The 16,981-nt window shown below is 68.5% G+C and carries 18 protein-coding genes and 1 other RNA gene; 11 read left to right on the top strand and 8 right to left on the bottom strand.

The genetic code is table 11. The annotated features are described in order from the left end of the window. Positions 1–66 precede the first annotated feature (66 nt). Positions 67–771, top strand: a complete 705-nt coding sequence (locus DNK54_RS06935) for a hemerythrin domain-containing protein (RefSeq protein ID WP_110206206.1) — start codon at positions 67–69, stop codon at positions 769–771. A 26-nt stretch (positions 772–797) separates the two neighbouring features. On the opposite strand, the gene DNK54_RS06930 is transcribed toward DNK54_RS06935, so the two are convergent. Both DNK54_RS06930 and DNK54_RS21265 read right to left on the bottom strand, forming a co-directional pair. Further along, positions 798–2,207 carry a YncE family protein gene (locus tag DNK54_RS06930; protein ID WP_239459968.1) on the bottom strand — a complete coding sequence of 470 codons (1,410 nt, stop codon included), beginning with the start codon at positions 2,205–2,207 and terminating at the stop codon, positions 798–800. A gap of 62 nt (positions 2,208–2,269) precedes the next feature. Further along, on the bottom strand, positions 2,270–2,893 hold the full coding sequence (locus DNK54_RS21265; protein WP_204164451.1) for a TetR/AcrR family transcriptional regulator: 624 nt from the start codon (positions 2,891–2,893) through the stop codon (positions 2,270–2,272). A gap of 44 nt (positions 2,894–2,937) precedes the next feature. Here DNK54_RS21265 and DNK54_RS06920 point away from each other — a divergent pair, with 44 nt between their 5' ends. Next, positions 2,938–3,825, top strand: a complete 888-nt coding sequence (locus DNK54_RS06920) for an oxygenase MpaB family protein (RefSeq protein ID WP_110206205.1) — start codon at positions 2,938–2,940, stop codon at positions 3,823–3,825. Between the two features lie 18 nt (positions 3,826–3,843). On the opposite strand, the gene DNK54_RS06915 is transcribed toward DNK54_RS06920, so the two are convergent. Continuing rightward, positions 3,844–4,617, bottom strand: a complete 774-nt coding sequence (locus tag DNK54_RS06915) for a siderophore-interacting protein (RefSeq protein WP_110206204.1) — start codon at positions 4,615–4,617, stop codon at positions 3,844–3,846. Positions 4,618–4,688: 71 nt separating this feature from the next. Here DNK54_RS06915 and prfB point away from each other — a divergent pair, with 71 nt between their 5' ends. After that, on the top strand, positions 4,689–5,807 hold the full coding sequence (gene prfB, locus DNK54_RS06910) for a peptide chain release factor 2 (RefSeq protein ID WP_110206203.1): 1,119 nt from the start codon (positions 4,689–4,691) through the stop codon (positions 5,805–5,807). Positions 5,808–5,847: 40 nt separating this feature from the next. Here prfB and DNK54_RS06905 read toward each other — a convergent pair whose 3' ends face one another. Beyond that, positions 5,848–6,447: a hypothetical protein gene (locus DNK54_RS06905; RefSeq protein ID WP_110206202.1), complete on the bottom strand. Its 600-nt coding sequence runs from the start codon at positions 6,445–6,447 to the stop codon at positions 5,848–5,850. A gap of 49 nt (positions 6,448–6,496) precedes the next feature. Here DNK54_RS06905 and ftsE point away from each other — a divergent pair, with 49 nt between their 5' ends. Genes ftsE through DNK54_RS06880 form a run of 5 tightly spaced genes read left to right on the top strand, consistent with a single transcriptional unit; the run spans position 6,497 to position 10,830 of the window. After that, positions 6,497–7,186: a cell division ATP-binding protein FtsE gene (gene ftsE, locus DNK54_RS06900; protein WP_110206201.1), complete on the top strand. Its 690-nt coding sequence runs from the start codon at positions 6,497–6,499 to the stop codon at positions 7,184–7,186. A gap of 5 nt (positions 7,187–7,191) precedes the next feature. Then, positions 7,192–8,088: a permease-like cell division protein FtsX gene (ftsX, locus tag DNK54_RS06895; protein ID WP_110206200.1), complete on the top strand. Its 897-nt coding sequence runs from the start codon at positions 7,192–7,194 to the stop codon at positions 8,086–8,088. Between the two features lie 51 nt (positions 8,089–8,139). Beyond that, the gene (locus DNK54_RS21670) at positions 8,140–9,411 is read left to right on the top strand and encodes a M23 family metallopeptidase (RefSeq protein WP_110206199.1); all 1,272 of its coding nucleotides are present in this window, start codon (positions 8,140–8,142) and stop codon (positions 9,409–9,411) included. A gap of 55 nt (positions 9,412–9,466) precedes the next feature. Then, positions 9,467–9,943: an SsrA-binding protein SmpB gene (gene smpB, locus DNK54_RS06885; RefSeq protein WP_110206198.1), complete on the top strand. Its 477-nt coding sequence runs from the start codon at positions 9,467–9,469 to the stop codon at positions 9,941–9,943. After that, the gene (locus DNK54_RS06880; RefSeq protein ID WP_110206197.1) at positions 9,940–10,830 is read left to right on the top strand and encodes an amidohydrolase family protein; all 891 of its coding nucleotides are present in this window, start codon (positions 9,940–9,942) and stop codon (positions 10,828–10,830) included. Before smpB ends, DNK54_RS06880 begins: the two co-directional genes overlap by 4 nt. Positions 10,831–10,850: 20 nt before the next feature. Here the strand turns inward: DNK54_RS06880 and DNK54_RS06875 are convergent, their stop codons facing one another. Genes DNK54_RS06875 through DNK54_RS06865 form a run of 3 tightly spaced genes read right to left on the bottom strand, consistent with a single transcriptional unit; the run spans position 10,851 to position 14,108 of the window. Beyond that, positions 10,851–11,630, bottom strand: coding sequence for a crotonase/enoyl-CoA hydratase family protein (locus DNK54_RS06875; protein ID WP_110206196.1), 780 nt, complete (start codon positions 11,628–11,630; stop codon positions 10,851–10,853). Positions 11,631–11,648: 18 nt separating this feature from the next. Beyond that, positions 11,649–12,452: an enoyl-CoA hydratase gene (locus DNK54_RS06870; RefSeq protein WP_110206195.1), complete on the bottom strand. Its 804-nt coding sequence runs from the start codon at positions 12,450–12,452 to the stop codon at positions 11,649–11,651. Between the two features lie 24 nt (positions 12,453–12,476). Beyond that, on the bottom strand, positions 12,477–14,108 hold the full coding sequence (locus tag DNK54_RS06865; RefSeq protein ID WP_239459967.1) for an acyl-CoA synthetase: 1,632 nt from the start codon (positions 14,106–14,108) through the stop codon (positions 12,477–12,479). A gap of 292 nt (positions 14,109–14,400) precedes the next feature. Between DNK54_RS06865 and DNK54_RS06860 the strand changes: the two genes are divergently transcribed. Beyond that, on the top strand, positions 14,401–14,802 hold the full coding sequence (locus tag DNK54_RS06860; RefSeq protein ID WP_110206194.1) for a hypothetical protein: 402 nt from the start codon (positions 14,401–14,403) through the stop codon (positions 14,800–14,802). 107 nt (positions 14,803–14,909) lie between these two features. Continuing rightward, positions 14,910–15,281, top strand: a transfer-messenger RNA (tmRNA) gene (gene ssrA, locus DNK54_RS06855). A 57-nt stretch (positions 15,282–15,338) separates the two neighbouring features. Here ssrA and DNK54_RS06850 read toward each other — a convergent pair. After that, positions 15,339–16,277: an aldo/keto reductase gene (locus tag DNK54_RS06850; RefSeq protein WP_110206193.1), complete on the bottom strand. Its 939-nt coding sequence runs from the start codon at positions 16,275–16,277 to the stop codon at positions 15,339–15,341. 96 nt (positions 16,278–16,373) lie between these two features. On the opposite strand from DNK54_RS06850, the gene DNK54_RS06845 reads away from it, so the two are divergent. After that, positions 16,374–16,970, top strand: coding sequence for a TetR/AcrR family transcriptional regulator (locus DNK54_RS06845; protein WP_110206192.1), 597 nt, complete (start codon positions 16,374–16,376; stop codon positions 16,968–16,970). The last annotated feature ends 11 nt before the right edge of the window (positions 16,971–16,981 follow it).

Raw genomic sequence — 16,981 nt, 5'->3', positions numbered from 1 at the left:
CCTCCAGTGCCTGCTGCGACGGTGCCGTGAGAAGCAACCTGGAGAACGACCAGAAGGAGTCCACCGATGACCGACCAGATCCTGCTGCCCGGCCAGGCTGCCGCGCCGCCGGGGCCCGCTGACCTGACCATGATGTACGTGCTGCACCATGCCTTCCGCCGCGACCTGCGTGACTTTCGAAGGGCAGCCGAGGGGACATCACCCGAGGACGGCAACGCTTGGAGGCGGCTGCGGGATCGCTGGCAGCTCTTCACCACGGAGCTCCACCTCCACCACACCAAGGAGGACGAGATCCTCTGGCCGCTGCTGACCGAGCGTGCCCGCGCGGCAGACGACGTCGAGAGCCTGCGGGTGCTCCAGGAGATGGAGGACGAGCATGCGGTGCTGGACCCGCTCCTCACCTCGTGCGATGCGGGCTTCGCCGCACTTGCCGGGGGCGCGGACGAAGACGTCCGCAACGACCTGCGTGACGACCTTGCCGAGCTCGAGGCGGCACTGGGGCGCCATCTCGGGCACGAGGAGTCGGAAGCGGTTCCGATCGTGCAGCGCTACGTTCCGGGCGAGGAGTGGGAGGTGGTGGAGCGGGAGAAGTTCCGGGGGAGGCCGTCGGTCGGTCATGCGCGCCGCTTCCTCCCGTGGATCTTCAAGGGACTGAGTGCGGAGGCCGCGGAGCGGGTCGCTGCCATCGGCGGCCCGGGCATGCGCCTGCTGTTGGCAAGCGCACGCCGCGGGTTCGCGCGACGTGAGGCCGAGCTCTTCGGTCCGGAGTGAGCCTCAGCTTGCCGGGAATGCCCCGATCAGCGAGCCCACGCCTTCTGGACGCGCTTGCTGACGTGGCCCTCCCGGATGCGCTGTGGGTGGTCGCCGGTGGGGATCTTCGCGATCACCTTCTCCTTGGCGTAGGAGTAGACGATCGCCTCGTCCGTGCCGCTCATCGACATCCAGCAGGTGTTGGAGTAAGGGCTCGTGGTGGCCCAGTAGGGCTTCAGGCCGACGGGGAAGATCTTCTGCTTCCAAGCGCCCGTCTTCAGGCCGCCGATCCGCACGATCGCGCCGTAGTCGGACATCGTGCCGGCGACGCAGAGCTTGGTGCCGCGCTTGTTGATCGCCATGCCGTGGTGGGCCGAGTCGAGCACGTACTTCTCCCGCGGCATCTTCCGTACGGCGGGTGCGATCGGCAGGTCGACCAGGCGGAGCACCCGGCCGGTGCGGGGCTCCGGCACGCCGCCGAGCGTGTAGTCGACCTTGTTGTTGAGGTCGGGTGCCTGGGTGTCGAAGACGACGATCCCGTGGAAGAAGGAGACCTGGAGGAAGATGTAGCGCTCGTCCTTCGAGATCGCCATCGGCCGCACTGCGGAGCTCATGTGCGGGTAGCCGGCCTCCTTCAGCTCCTTGCCCATGTCCCAGCGCTGGAGGATCTTGAAGTCCGAGTTGCGCACGACCTGCAGCCAGCGGTCCGCCTTGATCAGATCGCCCAGCGGACCGAGCTCGCCGGCGTCCAGGGGTGTGTAGACGCGGCCGATGCTCGCGTGCACGATCTTGCGGCCCCGGTCGATGTAGTTGGACTCGTGCGGCGTCTCGCCGGAGGGGAACGTGCGCAGGTGCTTGCCGGTCTCGGCGATGCCCCGGCCGCCGAGCACGTACTCGTGAACCTTCTTCTTGGTCGAGTCCGAGACGAGCAGTCGCTTGCCGTCGGGGGAGACCTGCATGTGGTCGGTGCGGAAGCCCTCCATCTCCTGCTCCGCCACGATCTTGTTCGTGGCGAGGTCGATCCACACGACGTCGCCCAGGCTCGGCCGCGAGACCGCGATCAGGTTGCCGTCCGGGGTGGTGAAGAGGTCGTCGACCAACTGGTCGTGGCCTTCGCCGACCACCTGCTGGATCGCCAGGTAGAGGGCGAGCTTCAGCGGGTTGGTGTAGATGTCGCGCATCTCCTGCGCTTTGTCGGGCACCATGTCGATCTGCTTCAGCACCTGGTAGCTGCGGGCGTCGACGACCTGCGCCGTGCCTCCCCAGTTGGAGCCGATCACCATCACGTCCCGCTTCGTGAACGTCGCCTTCTTGGCTGCCGTCTGTGCCGGTGCCTTGGCCGGCACATCGATCCGTACGGCCGCGCGCGCCTCGTCGCCGGGCAGGAGCTCTTCGCCCGCCACCAGGCCCGTCGCGAGCAGGGCGGCCGTGGCCAGGGCGGACAGTCCGATCGTCATGCGTCGCATGAACCCCTCAACGAGAGAGCGTGGCGGGGGTCACGCCTTGTGGGTCGCTCGTCTCAGTGAGATGCGGGCGACGTCGTTGTGACGGCGAGGATCGCGCGGGCCACGGCTTCGGCGAACTCGTCGCGGTCGAGGGTTGCGGGGGAGATCCGGCGTTCCTCCACCAGTGCCTGCGCTGCGCCGATCGAGAAGAGGATCCGCCAGGCAGCCTCGGCCGCAGCAGGGCTGGCGCCGAGGTTGCGGCTCAGCCAGGAGGTGACCAGGGCGGCGATGGCGTGCAGGTGTGGCTCCGACTGCTCCTCGAACTCCGGCTGCCCCTGGGTCTCCACCATGAAGGCTCGCAGGGTCCCGTGGTGGCGGGTGAAGATCTCCAGGGCGGCGGCCGCGAGCAGGCGGGCCGCCTCTCCGCGCTCGTGCCCGGCGGCCAGGGCTGCGTCGGCCCGGGCGAACGCCTCGGCAGTCTCGGTGGTGATCTCGGCGAAGGAGCGTTCCTGTGTCGCCAGCAGGAGTCCCGTGCGATCGCCGAAGCGGTGGTAGAGCGAGCCGTTCGAGGTGCCGGCTCGGGAGGCGACGGCGGCGATGGTCACTGCTCCGAGGCCGCCCTCGCGAAGCAGGGTCTGGGTGGCCTCCAGCATGCGGTCGGCGGAGGCGCTGCTGCGGCTCTGGGCAGGGGTGCGCACGGAGAACACTTTACAGATTGGAGTGCACGCTCTAATCTCGGACCATGAAGCGAGACCACTGGCGTCGAGTCAACGCAGGCCTGGACCCCGAGCGTGACTACGTCGCGATCTACCGCAACCTGTCCACCCTGGAGTTCCCGTGGGACACGCTCCAGGCGCTCAGCTTCGCGCTCTTCCGCACCTATGCCGTACCGGGCATCGGTGCGCTCCTCGACGAGACCCGCCAGTTCGGCGATCACGCCCAGAAGAGGTACGACGACACCGCGCTGCTGCTGGAGCCGCCGAGCATGCTGGGCTTCGACCACCCTGAGGCGCGCGCTGCGATCCGCCGGATCAACCAGATGCACCGGAGCTATGACATTCCCGACCACGAGATGCTCTACGTGCTGGCTACCTTCGTCGTGGTCCCGAAGCGCTGGATGGACGACTACGCCAAGCGTCCGTTCACCGAGGGTGAGGTGCGTGCCAGCGTCGCCTATTACCGTGAGCTGGGGCGTCACATGGGGATTCGCGACATCCCGGAGACCTACGCCGGCTTCGCCGACCTCATGGATGCCTACGAGGCCGAGCACTTCGCGCTCGACGCTGGCGGGCGCCGGGTGGCCGACGCCACGCTGCGCCTGCTGCTCAGCTTCTATCCGCGGCCGCTTCGGCCGCTTGTCGAGGTGTTCAGCCGTGCGCTGATGGACGACCCGCTTCTCGAGGCCTTCGGCTACCGCAGGCCCCCGGCGTGGGTGGTGCGGCTGAGCCGGGCGGGGCTGCGCCTGCGCGGCCGCCTCGTCGGCCTGCTGCCACCGCGACGTACCCCTCGTCCGCTGATCGAGGACCCGCGGATCCGCAGCTATCCGGACGGCTACCGCATCGACGAGCTCGGCACCTTCCCGCAGGGATGTCCGGTGCCGCACGCGCACCGATCGGCGAGCGCATCCTGAGGATCCTGCGGCGAACCGTCAGTCGATCTGGCCGATGGGTTCCTTCTTCTCCGCCTGGAAGCGGTCCTCGGTGCGCCCGAAGGCCCAGTAGCCGGAGAGGGAGAGGTCCTCGCGGGCCACGTCACGTCCCTTGAGCACGGCGCGCAGGGCCTTCATCGACTCGCGTTCACCGTGGGCGAACACCTGGACGCGGCCCGCCGGCCAGGGCGCAGCCGCCACGGCGTCGGCCAGGAGCGTGGGGTCGCTCCCGGAGGGGGAGTGGAAGAGCCAGTTCAGCTCCACGCCTGCGGGAGCTTGGAGGTCGAGTCTCTCCGTGATGTCCTCGACGAGCAGGTAGGCGGCGCCTCGGGCGTCGGTCGGCAGCGCCTCCAGAGCGGCGCCGATCGCCGGCAGGGCGGAGGCGTCGCCGGCGAAGAGGTGCCAGTCGGCCGCCGGGTCGGGGGTGTAGGCGCCACCCGGTCCAACGCAGGTGAGGGGGTCGCCGGGCTTCGTGCGCGCGGCCCAGGGGCCGGCGATCCCCTCGTCACCGTGCACGACGAAGTCGATGGTCAGGGTGCCGGCCTGGGGATCGAATTCGCGGACCGTGTAGGTGCGGGTGACGTCGTGCTCGGGGAAGCGGATCTTGACGTACTTGTCGGTCGTGCCATTGTCTGCGAAGGCGCTGATGCCGGGGCCGCCGGCGACCACGCGCACCAGGTGCGGAGTGAGTTGCTGGGCGCTCTGCACCGTCAGCTCGATCAAGGGACGTGGCGGTCGCGGCGTGCGCCTGGCGGCGTCGGGGGGAGTGGTCACATCTCGGATTCAAGCAAGGCCAGGCAAACCTCTGGTGGAGCAGTTCGTGTCGAGCGGTAGCCTTGCCTCTTGTGGCTGGCCCAGACTTCGACCAAGAACTCAAGCAACTCCGCGCGACGATGAGCACGATCGAGAAGGTGCTCGACGTCGATGCGATGCGCGTCGAGATTGCCGGGCTCGAGGAGCAGGTGGCTGCGCCCGACCTCTGGGACGACCAGGAGAACGCGCAACGGATCACCGGCCGGCTCTCCGCCCTCAACGGCGAGCTGGAGCGGTTCACCTCCCTCGCCGATCGGGTCGACGACCTCGAGGTCCTCGTCGAGCTTGCTCAGGAGGAGGGCGACGCGGACACCCTGGCCGAGGCGGAGGCCGAGCTCGAGCGCATCGGCAAGTCGGTGGAGGCACTGGAGGTGCGCACCCTGCTCTCCGGCGAGTACGACGCCCGCGAGGCGCTCGTGACCATCCGCTCGGGTGCCGGAGGTGTGGACGCCGCGGACTTCGCCGAGATGCTGCTGCGGATGTACACCCGATGGGCCGAGCACAACAACTACGCGGTCGAGGTCTACGACACCTCCTACGCCGAAGAGGCCGGCATCAAGTCGGCGACCTTCGCGGTCAAGGCCCCCTATGCCTACGGCACGCTCTCGGTCGAGGCCGGTACCCATCGGCTGGTGCGGATCAGCCCCTTCGACAACCAGGGCCGCCGCCAGACCAGCTTCGCCGCCGTAGAGGTGGTGCCGGTGCTGGAGCAGACCGACGAGATCGAGGTCGACGAGAACGACATCAAGGTCGACGTCTACCGCTCCTCGGGCCCCGGCGGTCAGTCGGTCAACACCACCGACTCCGCAGTGCGGCTCACCCACCTCCCCACTGGCACCGTGGTGTCGTGCCAGAACGAGAAGTCGCAGCTGCAGAACAAGGCTGCCGCGATGATCGTCCTCAAGGCGAAGCTCCTCGCTCTCAAGAAGGCCGAGGAGGCCGCGCAGCTCAAGGAGCTCAAGGGCGACGTCGCCGCCAGCTGGGGCGACCAGATGCGCAACTACGTGCTCAACCCCTACCAGATCGTCAAGGACCTGCGGACCTCCTACGAGTCCGGCAACCCCCAGGCGATCTTCGACGGCGAGCTCGACGGATTCCTCGAGGCCGGCATCCGCTGGCGCCGTGGCGCCGAGAAGGCCGACGCCACCTGAGCCGTCGAGACGCCAGCTTCAGAGTGTCGAGACGCCAGTTTCAGCTCGTCGCCGCAGCCTGTACGGCGCTCGCGCACCACGCTCCCAACCGCTCCTGGAGGGCCTCCTGCTCCGGTGAGTCGCTCGCCGCACCCTCGGGCTCGGTGAGCGAGCAGCCGAACCAGGTGTCGGTGTAGAGGCCGGCAAGCGTGGCGGTGGTGCCGCGCTTCGTCGTACAGGTGGCGGCGAAGCCGTGCTCGCCGAGGCCGTCGCCCTCGTCGTGGCAACCCGTGCCGGGGGAGAGGCGTGCCGCCTGCTCCGGGGTGATCGGGGGCACCGCGACCCAGGCTCGAGCCCGGATGCCGTCCTCGGCGGTGAAGACGCAGCCGAACTCGTGGGCCACGTCGACGACCCCGTCGGCGAGCTCGGCACGCTCGCCGTTGCCGTAGTGCGCGGTCGTGGGCTCCTCGCCCACCGCGGCGGCCACGGCTCGTGCGTCGATGCGGTCGCAGAAGTCGCCGGGGCGGACCGGGAGCTCCGGGTTGCGCGCTGCCTCGATCGTCGGCAGCGGCCGCTCCTGGGGTGCCTCCTCGTCGCCCGAGCAACCCGTGAGGGCGAGGGTCGTGAGCAGGGAGAGGGGGAGGAGAAGCGACCGGCGCACCCGGGCAGCCTACGAGATCCGGCTTGGCCCAGCATCTAGACTCCGTCCAGTGATCCGCTTCGAAAAGGTCGTCAAGACCTACCCGGGACAGACCCGCGCGGCCCTTGAGCAGGTGTCGGTCGACATCGAGAAGGGCGAGTTCGTCTTCCTTGTCGGCCAGTCGGGGTCGGGCAAGTCGACGTTCCTGCGGCTCATCCTCCGCGAGTACCGGCCCACCTCGGGCAAGGTGCATGTCGCGGGCAAGGAGATCAATCGGCTGGCGTCGTGGAAGGTGCCGCGGCTCCGGCGCCAGATCGGCACCGTCTTCCAGGACTTCCGGCTGCTGCAGAACAAGACGGTCGCCGAGAACGTCGGCTTCGCGCTGCAGGTGATCGGCAAGTCCCGCTCGCAGATCAACCGGCTGGTCCCCGAGACGCTGGAGCTGGTCGGGCTCGAGGGCAAGGCGGACCGGCTGCCCGACGAGCTCTCCGGCGGCGAGCAGCAGCGGGTGGCGATCGCGCGGGCGTTCGTCAACCGGCCGATGATCCTGATCGCCGACGAGCCCACCGGCAACCTGGACCCGACCTCGTCCATCGGCATCATGAAGCTGCTGGACCGGATCAACCGGACCGGCACCACGGTGCTCATGGCCACCCACGACGCGAGCATCGTCGACCAGATGCGCAAGCGGGTCATCGAGCTCGAGGACGGGCGGGTCGTCCGAGACGAGTCCCGCGGCATCTACGGCAACCAGAACTGAGAGACATGCAGCTTCGACACGTCTTTTCCGAGCTCCGCCAGGGGTTGCGTCGCAACCTCTCGATGCACGTCGCGGTGGTGCTGACCCTCTTCGTCTCCCTCACCCTCGTCGGTCTCGGCATCCTGCTCAACTCGCAGGCGCAGAAGACCGAGGAGTACTTCGGCAGCCAGCTTCAGGCGACGATCTATCTGTGCAACGGCCAGCGCGGCGAAGTCGGCTGCGTCGGTCCGGTCTCGGACGCAGAGAAGCAGGCGGTCATCAAGGCCATCGAAGGCAACAAGTACGTCAAGGACTGGTACGAGGAGTCCCAGCAGGTCGCGTACGACCGCTCGAAGGAGCTGATGGGTGACAACTTCCGGATCTCCTCGCCGGAGGCGATGCACTCATCGATCTGGGTGACCATGAAGGATCCCCGGGACTACGAGCGTGTCGTCAGCTCGGTCCAGACACTGCCCGGTGTGCACTCGGTCTTCACCGCCAAGGACATCCTCGACCCGATCTACTCCACCATCGACGCCTTCAAGTACGGCTCGCTCGGCATCGGTGCGTTCCTGATCCTGGCGGCGCTGCTCCTCGTCGCCAACACCATCCGGTTGGCGGCCTTCGCACGGCGTCGCGAGATCGGCATCATGCGTCTGGTCGGCGCCTCCAGTCTCTACATCTCGCTGCCCTTCCTGCTCGAGGCGTTGGTGACCGCGATCATCGGGGTCGCGCTCGCCTCCGGGGCGCTCGGCGCGTTCATGTGGTTCGGCATCCACGAGAAGCTCCGCGAGTCGCTGGTCTTCATGCCGTGGGTGGACTTCCCGGACTATCTGCAGGCTGTTGCGTGGCTCGCTGTGATCGGGCCGCTGCTCACGGTGCTTCCGACACTCGTGTTGACGAGGAAATACCTCAAAGTCTGATCGCCGTGGTCTAACGTCGAGGCGTTCACTTCCCCGGACAAAGGTTCACCCGTGGCTCGCCTCTTCCCCAGCGAGCGTCGGTACCGCTTGACGGCCCTCATCGCGGCCTTCCTGACGGTCCTCGGCGTCGCCCTCGCCCCGCTCGCGTTCGCCGACGACCTCAAGGACAAGCAGCGTGAGGTCAAGAAGCAGTTGGCCCACGCCCACGACGACCTGGAGCATTCCAGTGCCGCATTGCGCAAGGCCACGGCCCGGCTGCAGCAGTCGCAGGCGCAGCTCGATGCCGCGCGTACGACACTGGCCGCCACCCGTGGCAAGCTCGAGACCGCGCGGGTGCTCGATGCCAAGATGCAGGCAGAGCTGACCCAGGCCGAGGCGGATCTCGACACGGCCATCGAGGAGTTGAAGGCAGGCCAGCAGGACGTCCGTGACCAGCAGGGCACCGTCGACCGCATGTTCGCCGACGCCTACGAGGGAGGGGACCCGACGCTGGAGGGCTTCGCCGCCCTGCTGAACGCCGAGGACCTCGGCGATGTCGCCCGGGTCCGCGCCGCCACCCGCGACTCCCTGCAGGAGCAAGACACCCAGCTCGCCGAGCTCGAGGCTGCCGAAGTGCTCCTCGGCGTACGCCGCGACAAGGTCGAGGAGCGTCGCGACGACGTCGAGCGGCGCCGCAAGGAGGCGGCCGCGAACCTGGCCCGGATGAAGCGCCTGGAGAAGAAGGCGGTGGCGGAGCGTGCGGCCGTCGCGGAGCTGGTCTCCGACCGCCGGTCCGCGGCCGACAAGGCCAGCCGGATCAAGGCTCGCGATCTGAAGACGCTCAAGCGCTTGGAGGCCGACCAGCGTCGCATCGAGCAGATGCTGCGCGACCGCGCCCGCAAGCAGACCAAGAGCAACAGCCCCACCCCGACCAGCAACCCGGGTGGCTACCTGAGCAATCCGGTACGCAACGGCTACGTGACCTCGCCGTTCGGGTGGCGCACGCACCCGATCTACGGCTACCGGTCGCTGCACGACGGCACCGACTTCGGTGCTGGCGGTTGTGGCGCTCCGTTGCTTGCCGCCGCCGACGGCACGGTGATCTCTAGCTACTTCCAGACCGCCTACGGCAATCGCCTGATCCTCGATCACGGCAGCGTGCGCGGCGTCGGACTCGCCAGCATCTACAACCACGCCAGCAACTACACGGTGAGCGTCGGGCAGCGGGTGAAGCGCGGTCAGGTGATCGGCTACATGGGCAACACCGGATGGTCGACCGGCTGCCATCTGCACTACACCGTGATGGTCAACGGGTCGCCGGTCAACCCGATGAACTGGCTCTGACTCGGTTCGGCTGGGCTCCGAGAAACCGATTGCTCCTGCCTGAGAGAATCGAGCCATGGTCAGGGAGCAGGGCACGAAACTGATCGCGCAGAACAAGAAGGCGCGACACGACTACCACATCGACGACACGTGGGAAGCCGGGCTGGTGTTGGTCGGCACCGAGGTGAAGTCGTTGCGCGAGGGCCGTGCCAACCTGGTCGACGGGTTCGCCGACATCGACGGCGGCGAGGCATGGCTGCACAACGTGCACATCCCCGAGTACACCCAGGGCACGTGGACGAACCACATGTCGCGGCGCAAGAGGAAGCTCCTGCTCAACCGGGCCGAGATCAACAAGATCGAGAAGAAGCTCGGAGAGAAGGGCTACACGCTGGTCCCGCTCTCCCTCTACTTCAAGGACGGCCGCGCCAAGGTCGAGATCGCTCTCGCCCGAGGCAAGAAGCAGTGGGACAAGCGGCACAGCATCGCCGAGCGACAGGCGAACCGGGAGAAGGAGCAGGAGCTCGGCCGCCGTCTCAAGGGCATCCGATGACCGACCCTGCTCCGCTGGCCGAGCTTGTCGAGTCCCTCGGACTCCCCGGCCTCTTCGACATCCACACCCATTTCTACCCCGAGCCGATGGGCACGAAGGTGCGCGCGGTCTTCGAGACCGCCGGTCCGCTGATCGGTCGTCCGTGGCCGATCCGCTACCGCGGCACCGACGAGGAGTTGGTGGAGAGGCTGACGGGCTTCGGGGTACGTCGCTTCTCCCAGCTCACCTACGCCCACAAGCCCGGGATGGCCGAGTTCCTCAACGAGTGGTCGGTGGGCTTCGCGGAGCGGTTTCCCCGTGCCCTGCGCTGCGGCACGTTCTTCCCGGAGCCGGAGTCGGCGGCGTACGTGGCGAAGCGGTTGGCGGAGGGGGTGGAGCTCTGGAAGGTGCACGTCCAAGTCGGTGCGTTCCACGTGACCGACCCGCTCCTCGACGATGTGTGGGGCCTGATCGCCGAGGCCGGGACGCCGGTGATCCTGCACGCCGGCTCCGGGCCGGTGCCTACGGCGTACACGGGGCCGGAGCCGGTGGCGGAGCTGCTCCGCCGGCATCCGGCGCTCCCGCTGGTGATCGCCCACCTCGGTGCGCCCGAGTACGCCGAGTTCCTCGAGCTGGCCGAGCTCTATGAGCGGGTTCGCCTCGACACGACGATGGCCTTCACCGCGTTCTTCGACGAGATGGGCGGGGCCTTCCCGCGCACTCTGCTGCCCCGCCTGGCCGCGCTGGGCGACAAGGTGCTGCTGGGCTCCGACTTCCCCAACATCCCCTACCCGTACGCCGACCAGATCGACGCGCTCCGCCGGCTCCGCGAGCAGCACCCGGGCCTCGACGACGGCTGGCTCCGCGCGGTGTTGTGGCACAACGCGGCGTCCCTCTTCGGGGAGTAGGGGACTCGTCGGCAGCGCCGTCAGCCGCCGTTGATACGCGTGAGGAACTCCGGTGATGCAAGCAGCGCCTGCTGTGCGACCGACTCCGCCATGAGCAGGTCCGGAGCGTCCGCGTAGTCGTCGAGCGCTGCCCCCAACAGGCGCTTGCCGGCCCGGAGCGCCGCGGAGCTGGCGGTGGAGATCTGCCGTGCGAGAGCCATGGCCTCGTCGAGCGGGTCGTCGGCGAGACGCGTCACCAGGCCGACCTGCTGCGCCTCCTCGCCGCTCAGCTGGCGTCCGGTGTAGACGAGCTCGCGCATGACGTCGGCGCGCACCAGGCCGCGGAGCAGGGGGAAGCCGGCCATGTCGGGCACCAGCCCCCAGCGCGCCTCCAGCACGGCCATCCGTGCGGTCGGGGCGGCGATGCGGAAGTCGGCGCCGAGCGCGATCTGGATCCCTCCGCCGAAGCAGACGCCCTCGATAGCGGCGATGACCGGCACGGGAATGTCACGCCATCCCCAGCAGACATGCTGGAAGAGGTTGGCGGGGCCGTGGGTGCGGGTGGTCAGCTCGGAGAGGCCGTCGGAGGTCGCCAGGAAGCCCAGGTCGATGCCCGCGCTGAAGGAGCCTCCGGCACCGGAAAGGACGACCGCCTTGAGGTCGGTGCGCTCCCGCAGCTCGGCGAGGACCGCCTCGAGTCCGGCGAACATGACGCCGTCGAGGGCGTTCTTCTTGGCGGGGCGATCGAGGAGGACCGTGGCGATGCCCTCATCACTCACCTGCAAGCGGACGCCGTGCTGGGCCGGTTCGGTGATCGTCATGGAGGACAGCCTGCCGGGTCACCGCTCGTCGCGGAAGACCGGTGCCCTGCCTTCGCGCCGCGCCAGCGTAGCCTCCTCGAAGTTGTCGGTGAGCAGGCGCAGGTAGAGCTGGCCGAGCCCCTCCGACGGCATGTAGTTCTCCAGTGAGGTGGCGGCGGTCCCAGCCTGGAGGGAGCGCTTGGTCAGCTCGACGCCGGGGCGGGAGAGCTCGGCCATGCGCTCGCCGATCGCGATCGCCTGGTCGAGCACCGGGTCGGAGACGCGCGAGACCAACCCGATCCGCAGGGCCTCCTCGGCATCGACGTCGCGGCCGGTCAGCATGATGTCGGCGGCATGACTCAGCCCGACCGTGCGAGGCAGCAGGTAGCTCAGGCCGAGCTCGCTGGCGGTGAGCCCGTTGTTGATGCCGGCGGCTCGGAAGTACGCGGTGGTCGAGGCGATCCGCACGTCGCAGGCAAGAGCCAGGCACAGGCCGCCGCCGATCGCGGCTCCGTTGACGGCGGCGATCACCGGCTGGTGCAGCCGGCGCAGGGTGAGGATGACGTCCTCCAGCACCTCCAGGCTGCGTAGTGCGTACGTGGGGCGGGTGAGCCCGTCGACGTGCGGCGGCCGGCCGGCCGACTTCTGGTCGGCCCCGGCGCTGAAGCCGGAGCCTGCACCGGTGAGCACGACCGCGCGGACCGCGTTGTCGTTCCCGATCTCGCGCAGCTGGTCGCGGACCGGCACCATGACGTCGAAGGCCATCGCGTTCATCCGCTCCGGCCGGTTCATGGTCACCACGGCGACGGTGGGCACCGGCCGCTCGACCTTGACGAACTCCATCTCTCTACTCCTGTCCTGGTGGGGTCAGGCGGTGGCCCGCTGCTCGGCGAGCTCGCGGGCGGCACGATAGTCGGCCTTGCCGGTGACATGCCGCGGGACCCGCTCGACGACGAACATGGTGCGCGGGATCTTGTAGCCGGAGAGTGAGGCGCGCAGGTGCGTGCGCACCTCGTCGAGATCGAGGTCCAGTCCGGGACGGGTCTGCACCAGCGCGGCGACCTGCTGGCCGAAGCGTGCGTCGGGGAGGCTGAAGACCAGAGTGTCGAAGACGCCGGGGTGCGACTTCAGGGCGATCTCCACCTCCTCCGGATAGACCTTCTCGCCGCCGGTGTTGATGCAGTTGGAACCTCGACCGAGAAGGGTGAGATGGCGGTCCGGCTCGATGCGCACCCAGTCGCCGGGGACGGCGTACCGGATGCCGTCGACTGTCACGAACGTGCGCGCCGTCTTCTCCGGGTCGCCGAGGTAGCCGAGTGGAATGCTGCCGCAGCGCGCCATCAGACCGACGGCGCCGACCTCCGTGTCAGGGTCGAGGAGCCGGTTCTCCTCGTCGAGAACCGCGGTCTCCGGGCCGAGCTTCACCACGGTGCCCTGGTCGGGCTTTCCGGCGTCGACCTTGCCGTTGCCGGTGAACCCGGTCTCGGAGGCACCGATGACGTCGACCAGGTTCAGGTCCGGGAAGGCGGCGAGCCAGCGGTCCTTCACCTCCGCGGAGAGGATCGCGGAGGAGCTGGTGACGGTGATCAGGGTGCTGCCGTCGTGACCGCCGCGCTCGAGCTCCTCGATCAGGGGACGTGCCATGGCGTCGCCGATCATCGAGATGGTCCGCACCTGCTCACGGTCGATCGCCTGCCAGATCTCGGTCGGATCGAAGTGGGGGAGAAGCACGCTCGTCTGGCCGGTGAAGAGCCGTAGCAGGAGGCCCCACTGGCCGTTCGCGTGCATGATCGGCCCCAGGTGCAGGCAGACGAGCGGCTGCGTGGTCGCCGCGGCGACCTGCGACTGCGTGAACTCCTCGATCCGCTCGCCGGTGGCGAAGTCGATCCCGCCGCCGAGCGTGCGCCACACGTCCTCCTGACGCCACATGACGCCCTTGGGGTAGCCGGTGGTGCCGCCGGTGTAGACGATGTAGAGGTCGTCGGGGGAGCGCTCCGCGAAGTCGCGCGCGGTGGGCTGGCCGGCCAGCGCTGCCGCCCACGCCACGCTCGGGTACGTCGTCTCGTGCGTGCTGCCGTCCTCGATGACGGTGACCCCGAGCAGACGTCGCTCGCCGAGTGCCTCAGCAAGGACCGGTGCGTACTGCCGCTCGTGGACCAGGGCGACCATCCCGGAGTTATCGATCAGGTAGTCCAGCTCGGAGGCGGTGTAGCGGTAGTTGATGTTGATCGGCACGGCGCGGATCTTGAACATGCCCAGCATCGCGACGACGTGGTCGGTGACGTTGCGGGCCATCAGCCCGACGTGATCTCCGGCCGCGACTCCCTGGCTGCTCAGGTGGTGCCCGAACGCGTTGGCCCGCGCCTCGATGTCGGCGTAGGTGAGCCGGTCGCCGCCGATGATCAGCGCGGTGCGGTCGGGACACACGTCCACGACGTGCTCGAACAGGTCAGCAATGGTCAGCGCCACGAAGTCTTCCTCGTCTGTGAGCCAGGACACGGCAGATGGTTGTATTCCGCCAGTAGTCGGCAGTGACGCGGGCCCGGCTCCCAGTGGGCGGGAGTCCGTGCCTCCCTCGTCGTAACGCGGGGTCGTGGTCGCTTCCGCGGTGAGCCCAGGGGTCATGGGGCGACCACACGCCGCCGCACCAGAGGCGCGCGGACAGGTGTCCACCTCCGTCCGGCCAGGTGTGCCGTGCCGGCTAAGAGCCTTCTCATCTGGCTGTCACCGTGCTCTCACCGCCGGGTACCACGGTGGGGGCACGGAAGACCACCAACTCGGAGGAGAACAGATGTCCCGCATGCGCAAGGCCGCCACCGCCCTCGCCGCCACCGGAGCGCTCACCGCTGGAGTCGTGAGCATGTCCACGAGCCTCGCCCACGCCGACGGTCCCGAGAAGTCGCGCGACTTCCGGGTAGGTGGCGCCGATGTCGACTTCAGCGTCGACCTCGACCACGGCCGCTACGACGTGGACGTGGACGTGGACGACGCCAGGCCCGGCAGCCGCTGGAAGGTCGTGCTGCGCCACAACGGCAAGAAGATCGCCCACGGCACCTGGCGCGCCGACCGTGACGGCGACGTCGTCGACATCGACCGCAACCGTTCCAACACCCGGGGCCAGGACCGCTTCAAGCTGACGGTCAAGCAGGTCGGCACGAAGGCGAAGAAGAGCCGCACGATCGTGATGCGCTGAGGCGCGGCTCGAGCCAGGCGACACACGGGGCGGGGCCGGAATACCGGTCGCGCCCCGTGCGTTGGACCCCGTAGACTGCAGGCGCAGTTCACGTTGAAAACTCAAGAGGGGCTGATCGGTTTCGACTGGGGACGTACGTCCCAGGGGAAGCGGGTCGAGAAGCCAGCGTCATCTCGTAAACGATCGCTGGAAACCAATAAGTGCCAACGCTAAGCGCACTGACTTCGCTCTCGCCGCCTGATTGCGGTGATCGAAGGGTCTGACCGGGCATCCGTCTCCGTCCCGGACCCAGGCCTCATTTAGGGGACTTGCTGTTCACTCCGCGTCACGGAGGGTGAACGGGACTTTTCCGTGACTGGGCCTGTCGGCGACGTGTCAGTGCGAGCGCCGGGGCCGAGAAAACGACAGCACTGACTGCACCCGGAGAAGACCTGGCACTGCGCTTTAGGACGCGGGTTCGATTCCCGCCAGCTCCACGTGGCTCAGGCCCGGCTCGGTCTTCCGAGCCGGGCCTTCTGCTTTCCTGGCGCCCTGAGTCAGGCGATGGCTCCGCGCCCGGGCCTGCCAGCGGGCACGAGTGCGTCGATGCGGGCCAACTCCACGTCGGTCAGGACGATGTCGGCGGCGGCAACGTTCTGCTCGACTCGGCCGGGATTGCGTGATCCGGGGATCGGGACGACGGTCTCGTGCTGGGCGAGGAGCCAGGCGAGGGCCAGTTGGGCGAGCGTGATGCCCCTCTCGCTCGCGATCGCGGTCAGCTCTGCCACCACGTGCACGTTGTCGTCATAGTTCTCCGGAGCCCACCAGCCGACGTGCTGGCGGAAGTCGTCGTCGGCGTACTCACTGCGCGGCCGTACGGCGCCGGAGAGGAAGCCGCGCGCCAGCGGTGAGTAGGCAACCAGCCCGATCCCAAGTTCCGTGAGCACGGGCAGCAGCGACTCCGCTTCGCGGGCGAAGAGGGAGTACTCGGCTTGCAGGGCCGAGATCGGGTGGACGGCGTGTGCCCTGCGAAGATTCTCGACACTGGTGTTCGAGAGACCCAGGTACCTCACCTTGCCCGCCGTGACGTACTCCTGCATCGTCCCCACCACCTCCTCGACGGGCACGCTGGGGTCGTGCGTGTGCTGGTAGAGCAGGTCGATCGAGTCGACGCCGAGGTTCCGGAGGCTGGTTTCGACCACCTCGCGGATGTGTTCGGGGTGCGAGTTCGGAGCGAACCGGGGGGTGAAGCCGAACTTCGTCGCGATCGTGACCTCGTCCCGGACCGGCGCCAGAGCTGTGCCCAGCAGTCTCTCCCCGGTGCCCCAGCCGTACATCTCTGCGGTGTCGAAATGGGTGACCCCGAGCTCGTGCGCGCGGCGAACGGCGGAGATCGACTCGGCGTCGTCGGTCGGGCCGTAGCCGATGGCGGTGCCCATGGCGCCGTAGCCGATCGCCGAGACGGTGAGTCCCTGCCCCAGTGTGCGTTGGTGCATCGTCCTGCTCCCTTGCTCATACCAAACGGTTCGGTTTGACCGTACGGCATGTTCGGGGATTTCCAAACAGTCCGGTTCGGTTCCTATCCTCGCGTCATGGCAGAGGCAGGCTCGACCCGTGACCGGATCATCGCCGCCGCGACGACGCAGTTCGCGCAGCATGGCATCGCAGGTGCCCGTGTGGAGCAGATCGCCAAGGCGGCCCGGACGAGCAAGGAGCGGGTCTATGCCCACTTCCGCAGCAAGGCGGAGCTCTATCGCTTCGTTGCGGCGCGCGAGCTGACGGCGATGGCCGACGCGGTCCCGCTGGACCCGGCGGACCTGCCCGGCTACGCAGCCCGCGTGCATGACCACGTCGTGCAGCATCCCCACCGCCTGCGGCTGATGCGTTGGGGTCAGCTCGAGCTCGATGCGGCGGGCGCGACGGCGGAAGATCCGTTCCAAGTGGTCGTTGCCGGCAAGGTCGAGCAGATCCGGCAGGCGCAGGAGTCCGGTCTTCTGGCGGCGGAGTGGGAGCCGTGGGACGTCCTCGTGTTCGTCAGTCAACTGGCGACAGCCTGGGCGGACCAGCGCGACGCCGTCCCGGAGGGTCGCGGGCGCGACGCCTTCCTGGCGGCCCGTCGGGAGGCCATCGCCGAAGCGGTCCAGCGACTCTTCCCGCGTGCCGTGACGGGGGTACCGCACTCCTCATAAATGAAGTACCG

It is taken from the genome of Nocardioides daejeonensis, assembly GCF_003194585.1.
Lineage (GTDB): Bacteria > Actinomycetota > Actinomycetes > Propionibacteriales > Nocardioidaceae > Nocardioides > Nocardioides daejeonensis.
This window is presented reverse-complemented; position numbering and strand designations above follow the sequence as displayed.

What these genes read in the sequence shown, in the direction of transcription:
- smpB (WP_110206198.1), top strand. Translation starts at nt 9,467, where the DNA reads ATGGTCAGGGAGCAGGGCACGAAACTGATCGCGCAGAACAAGAAGGCG.
- DNK54_RS06860 (WP_110206194.1), top strand. Translation starts at nt 14,401, where the DNA reads ATGTCCCGCATGCGCAAGGCCGCCACCGCCCTCGCCGCCACCGGAGCG.
- ftsX (WP_110206200.1), top strand. Translation starts at nt 7,192, where the DNA reads ATGCAGCTTCGACACGTCTTTTCCGAGCTCCGCCAGGGGTTGCGTCGC.
- DNK54_RS06845 (WP_110206192.1), top strand. Translation starts at nt 16,374, where the DNA reads ATGGCAGAGGCAGGCTCGACCCGTGACCGGATCATCGCCGCCGCGACG.
- DNK54_RS06870 (WP_110206195.1), bottom strand. Translation starts at nt 12,452, where the DNA reads ATGGAGTTCGTCAAGGTCGAGCGGCCGGTGCCCACCGTCGCCGTGGTG.
- DNK54_RS06930 (WP_239459968.1), bottom strand. Translation starts at nt 2,207, where the DNA reads ATGACGATCGGACTGTCCGCCCTGGCCACGGCCGCCCTGCTCGCGACG.
- DNK54_RS06880 (WP_110206197.1), top strand. Translation starts at nt 9,940, where the DNA reads ATGACCGACCCTGCTCCGCTGGCCGAGCTTGTCGAGTCCCTCGGACTC.
- DNK54_RS06935 (WP_110206206.1), top strand. Translation starts at nt 67, where the DNA reads ATGACCGACCAGATCCTGCTGCCCGGCCAGGCTGCCGCGCCGCCGGGG.
- DNK54_RS06875 (WP_110206196.1), bottom strand. Translation starts at nt 11,630, where the DNA reads ATGACGATCACCGAACCGGCCCAGCACGGCGTCCGCTTGCAGGTGAGT.
- DNK54_RS06850 (WP_110206193.1), bottom strand. Translation starts at nt 16,277, where the DNA reads ATGCACCAACGCACACTGGGGCAGGGACTCACCGTCTCGGCGATCGGC.
- DNK54_RS06920 (WP_110206205.1), top strand. Translation starts at nt 2,938, where the DNA reads ATGAAGCGAGACCACTGGCGTCGAGTCAACGCAGGCCTGGACCCCGAG.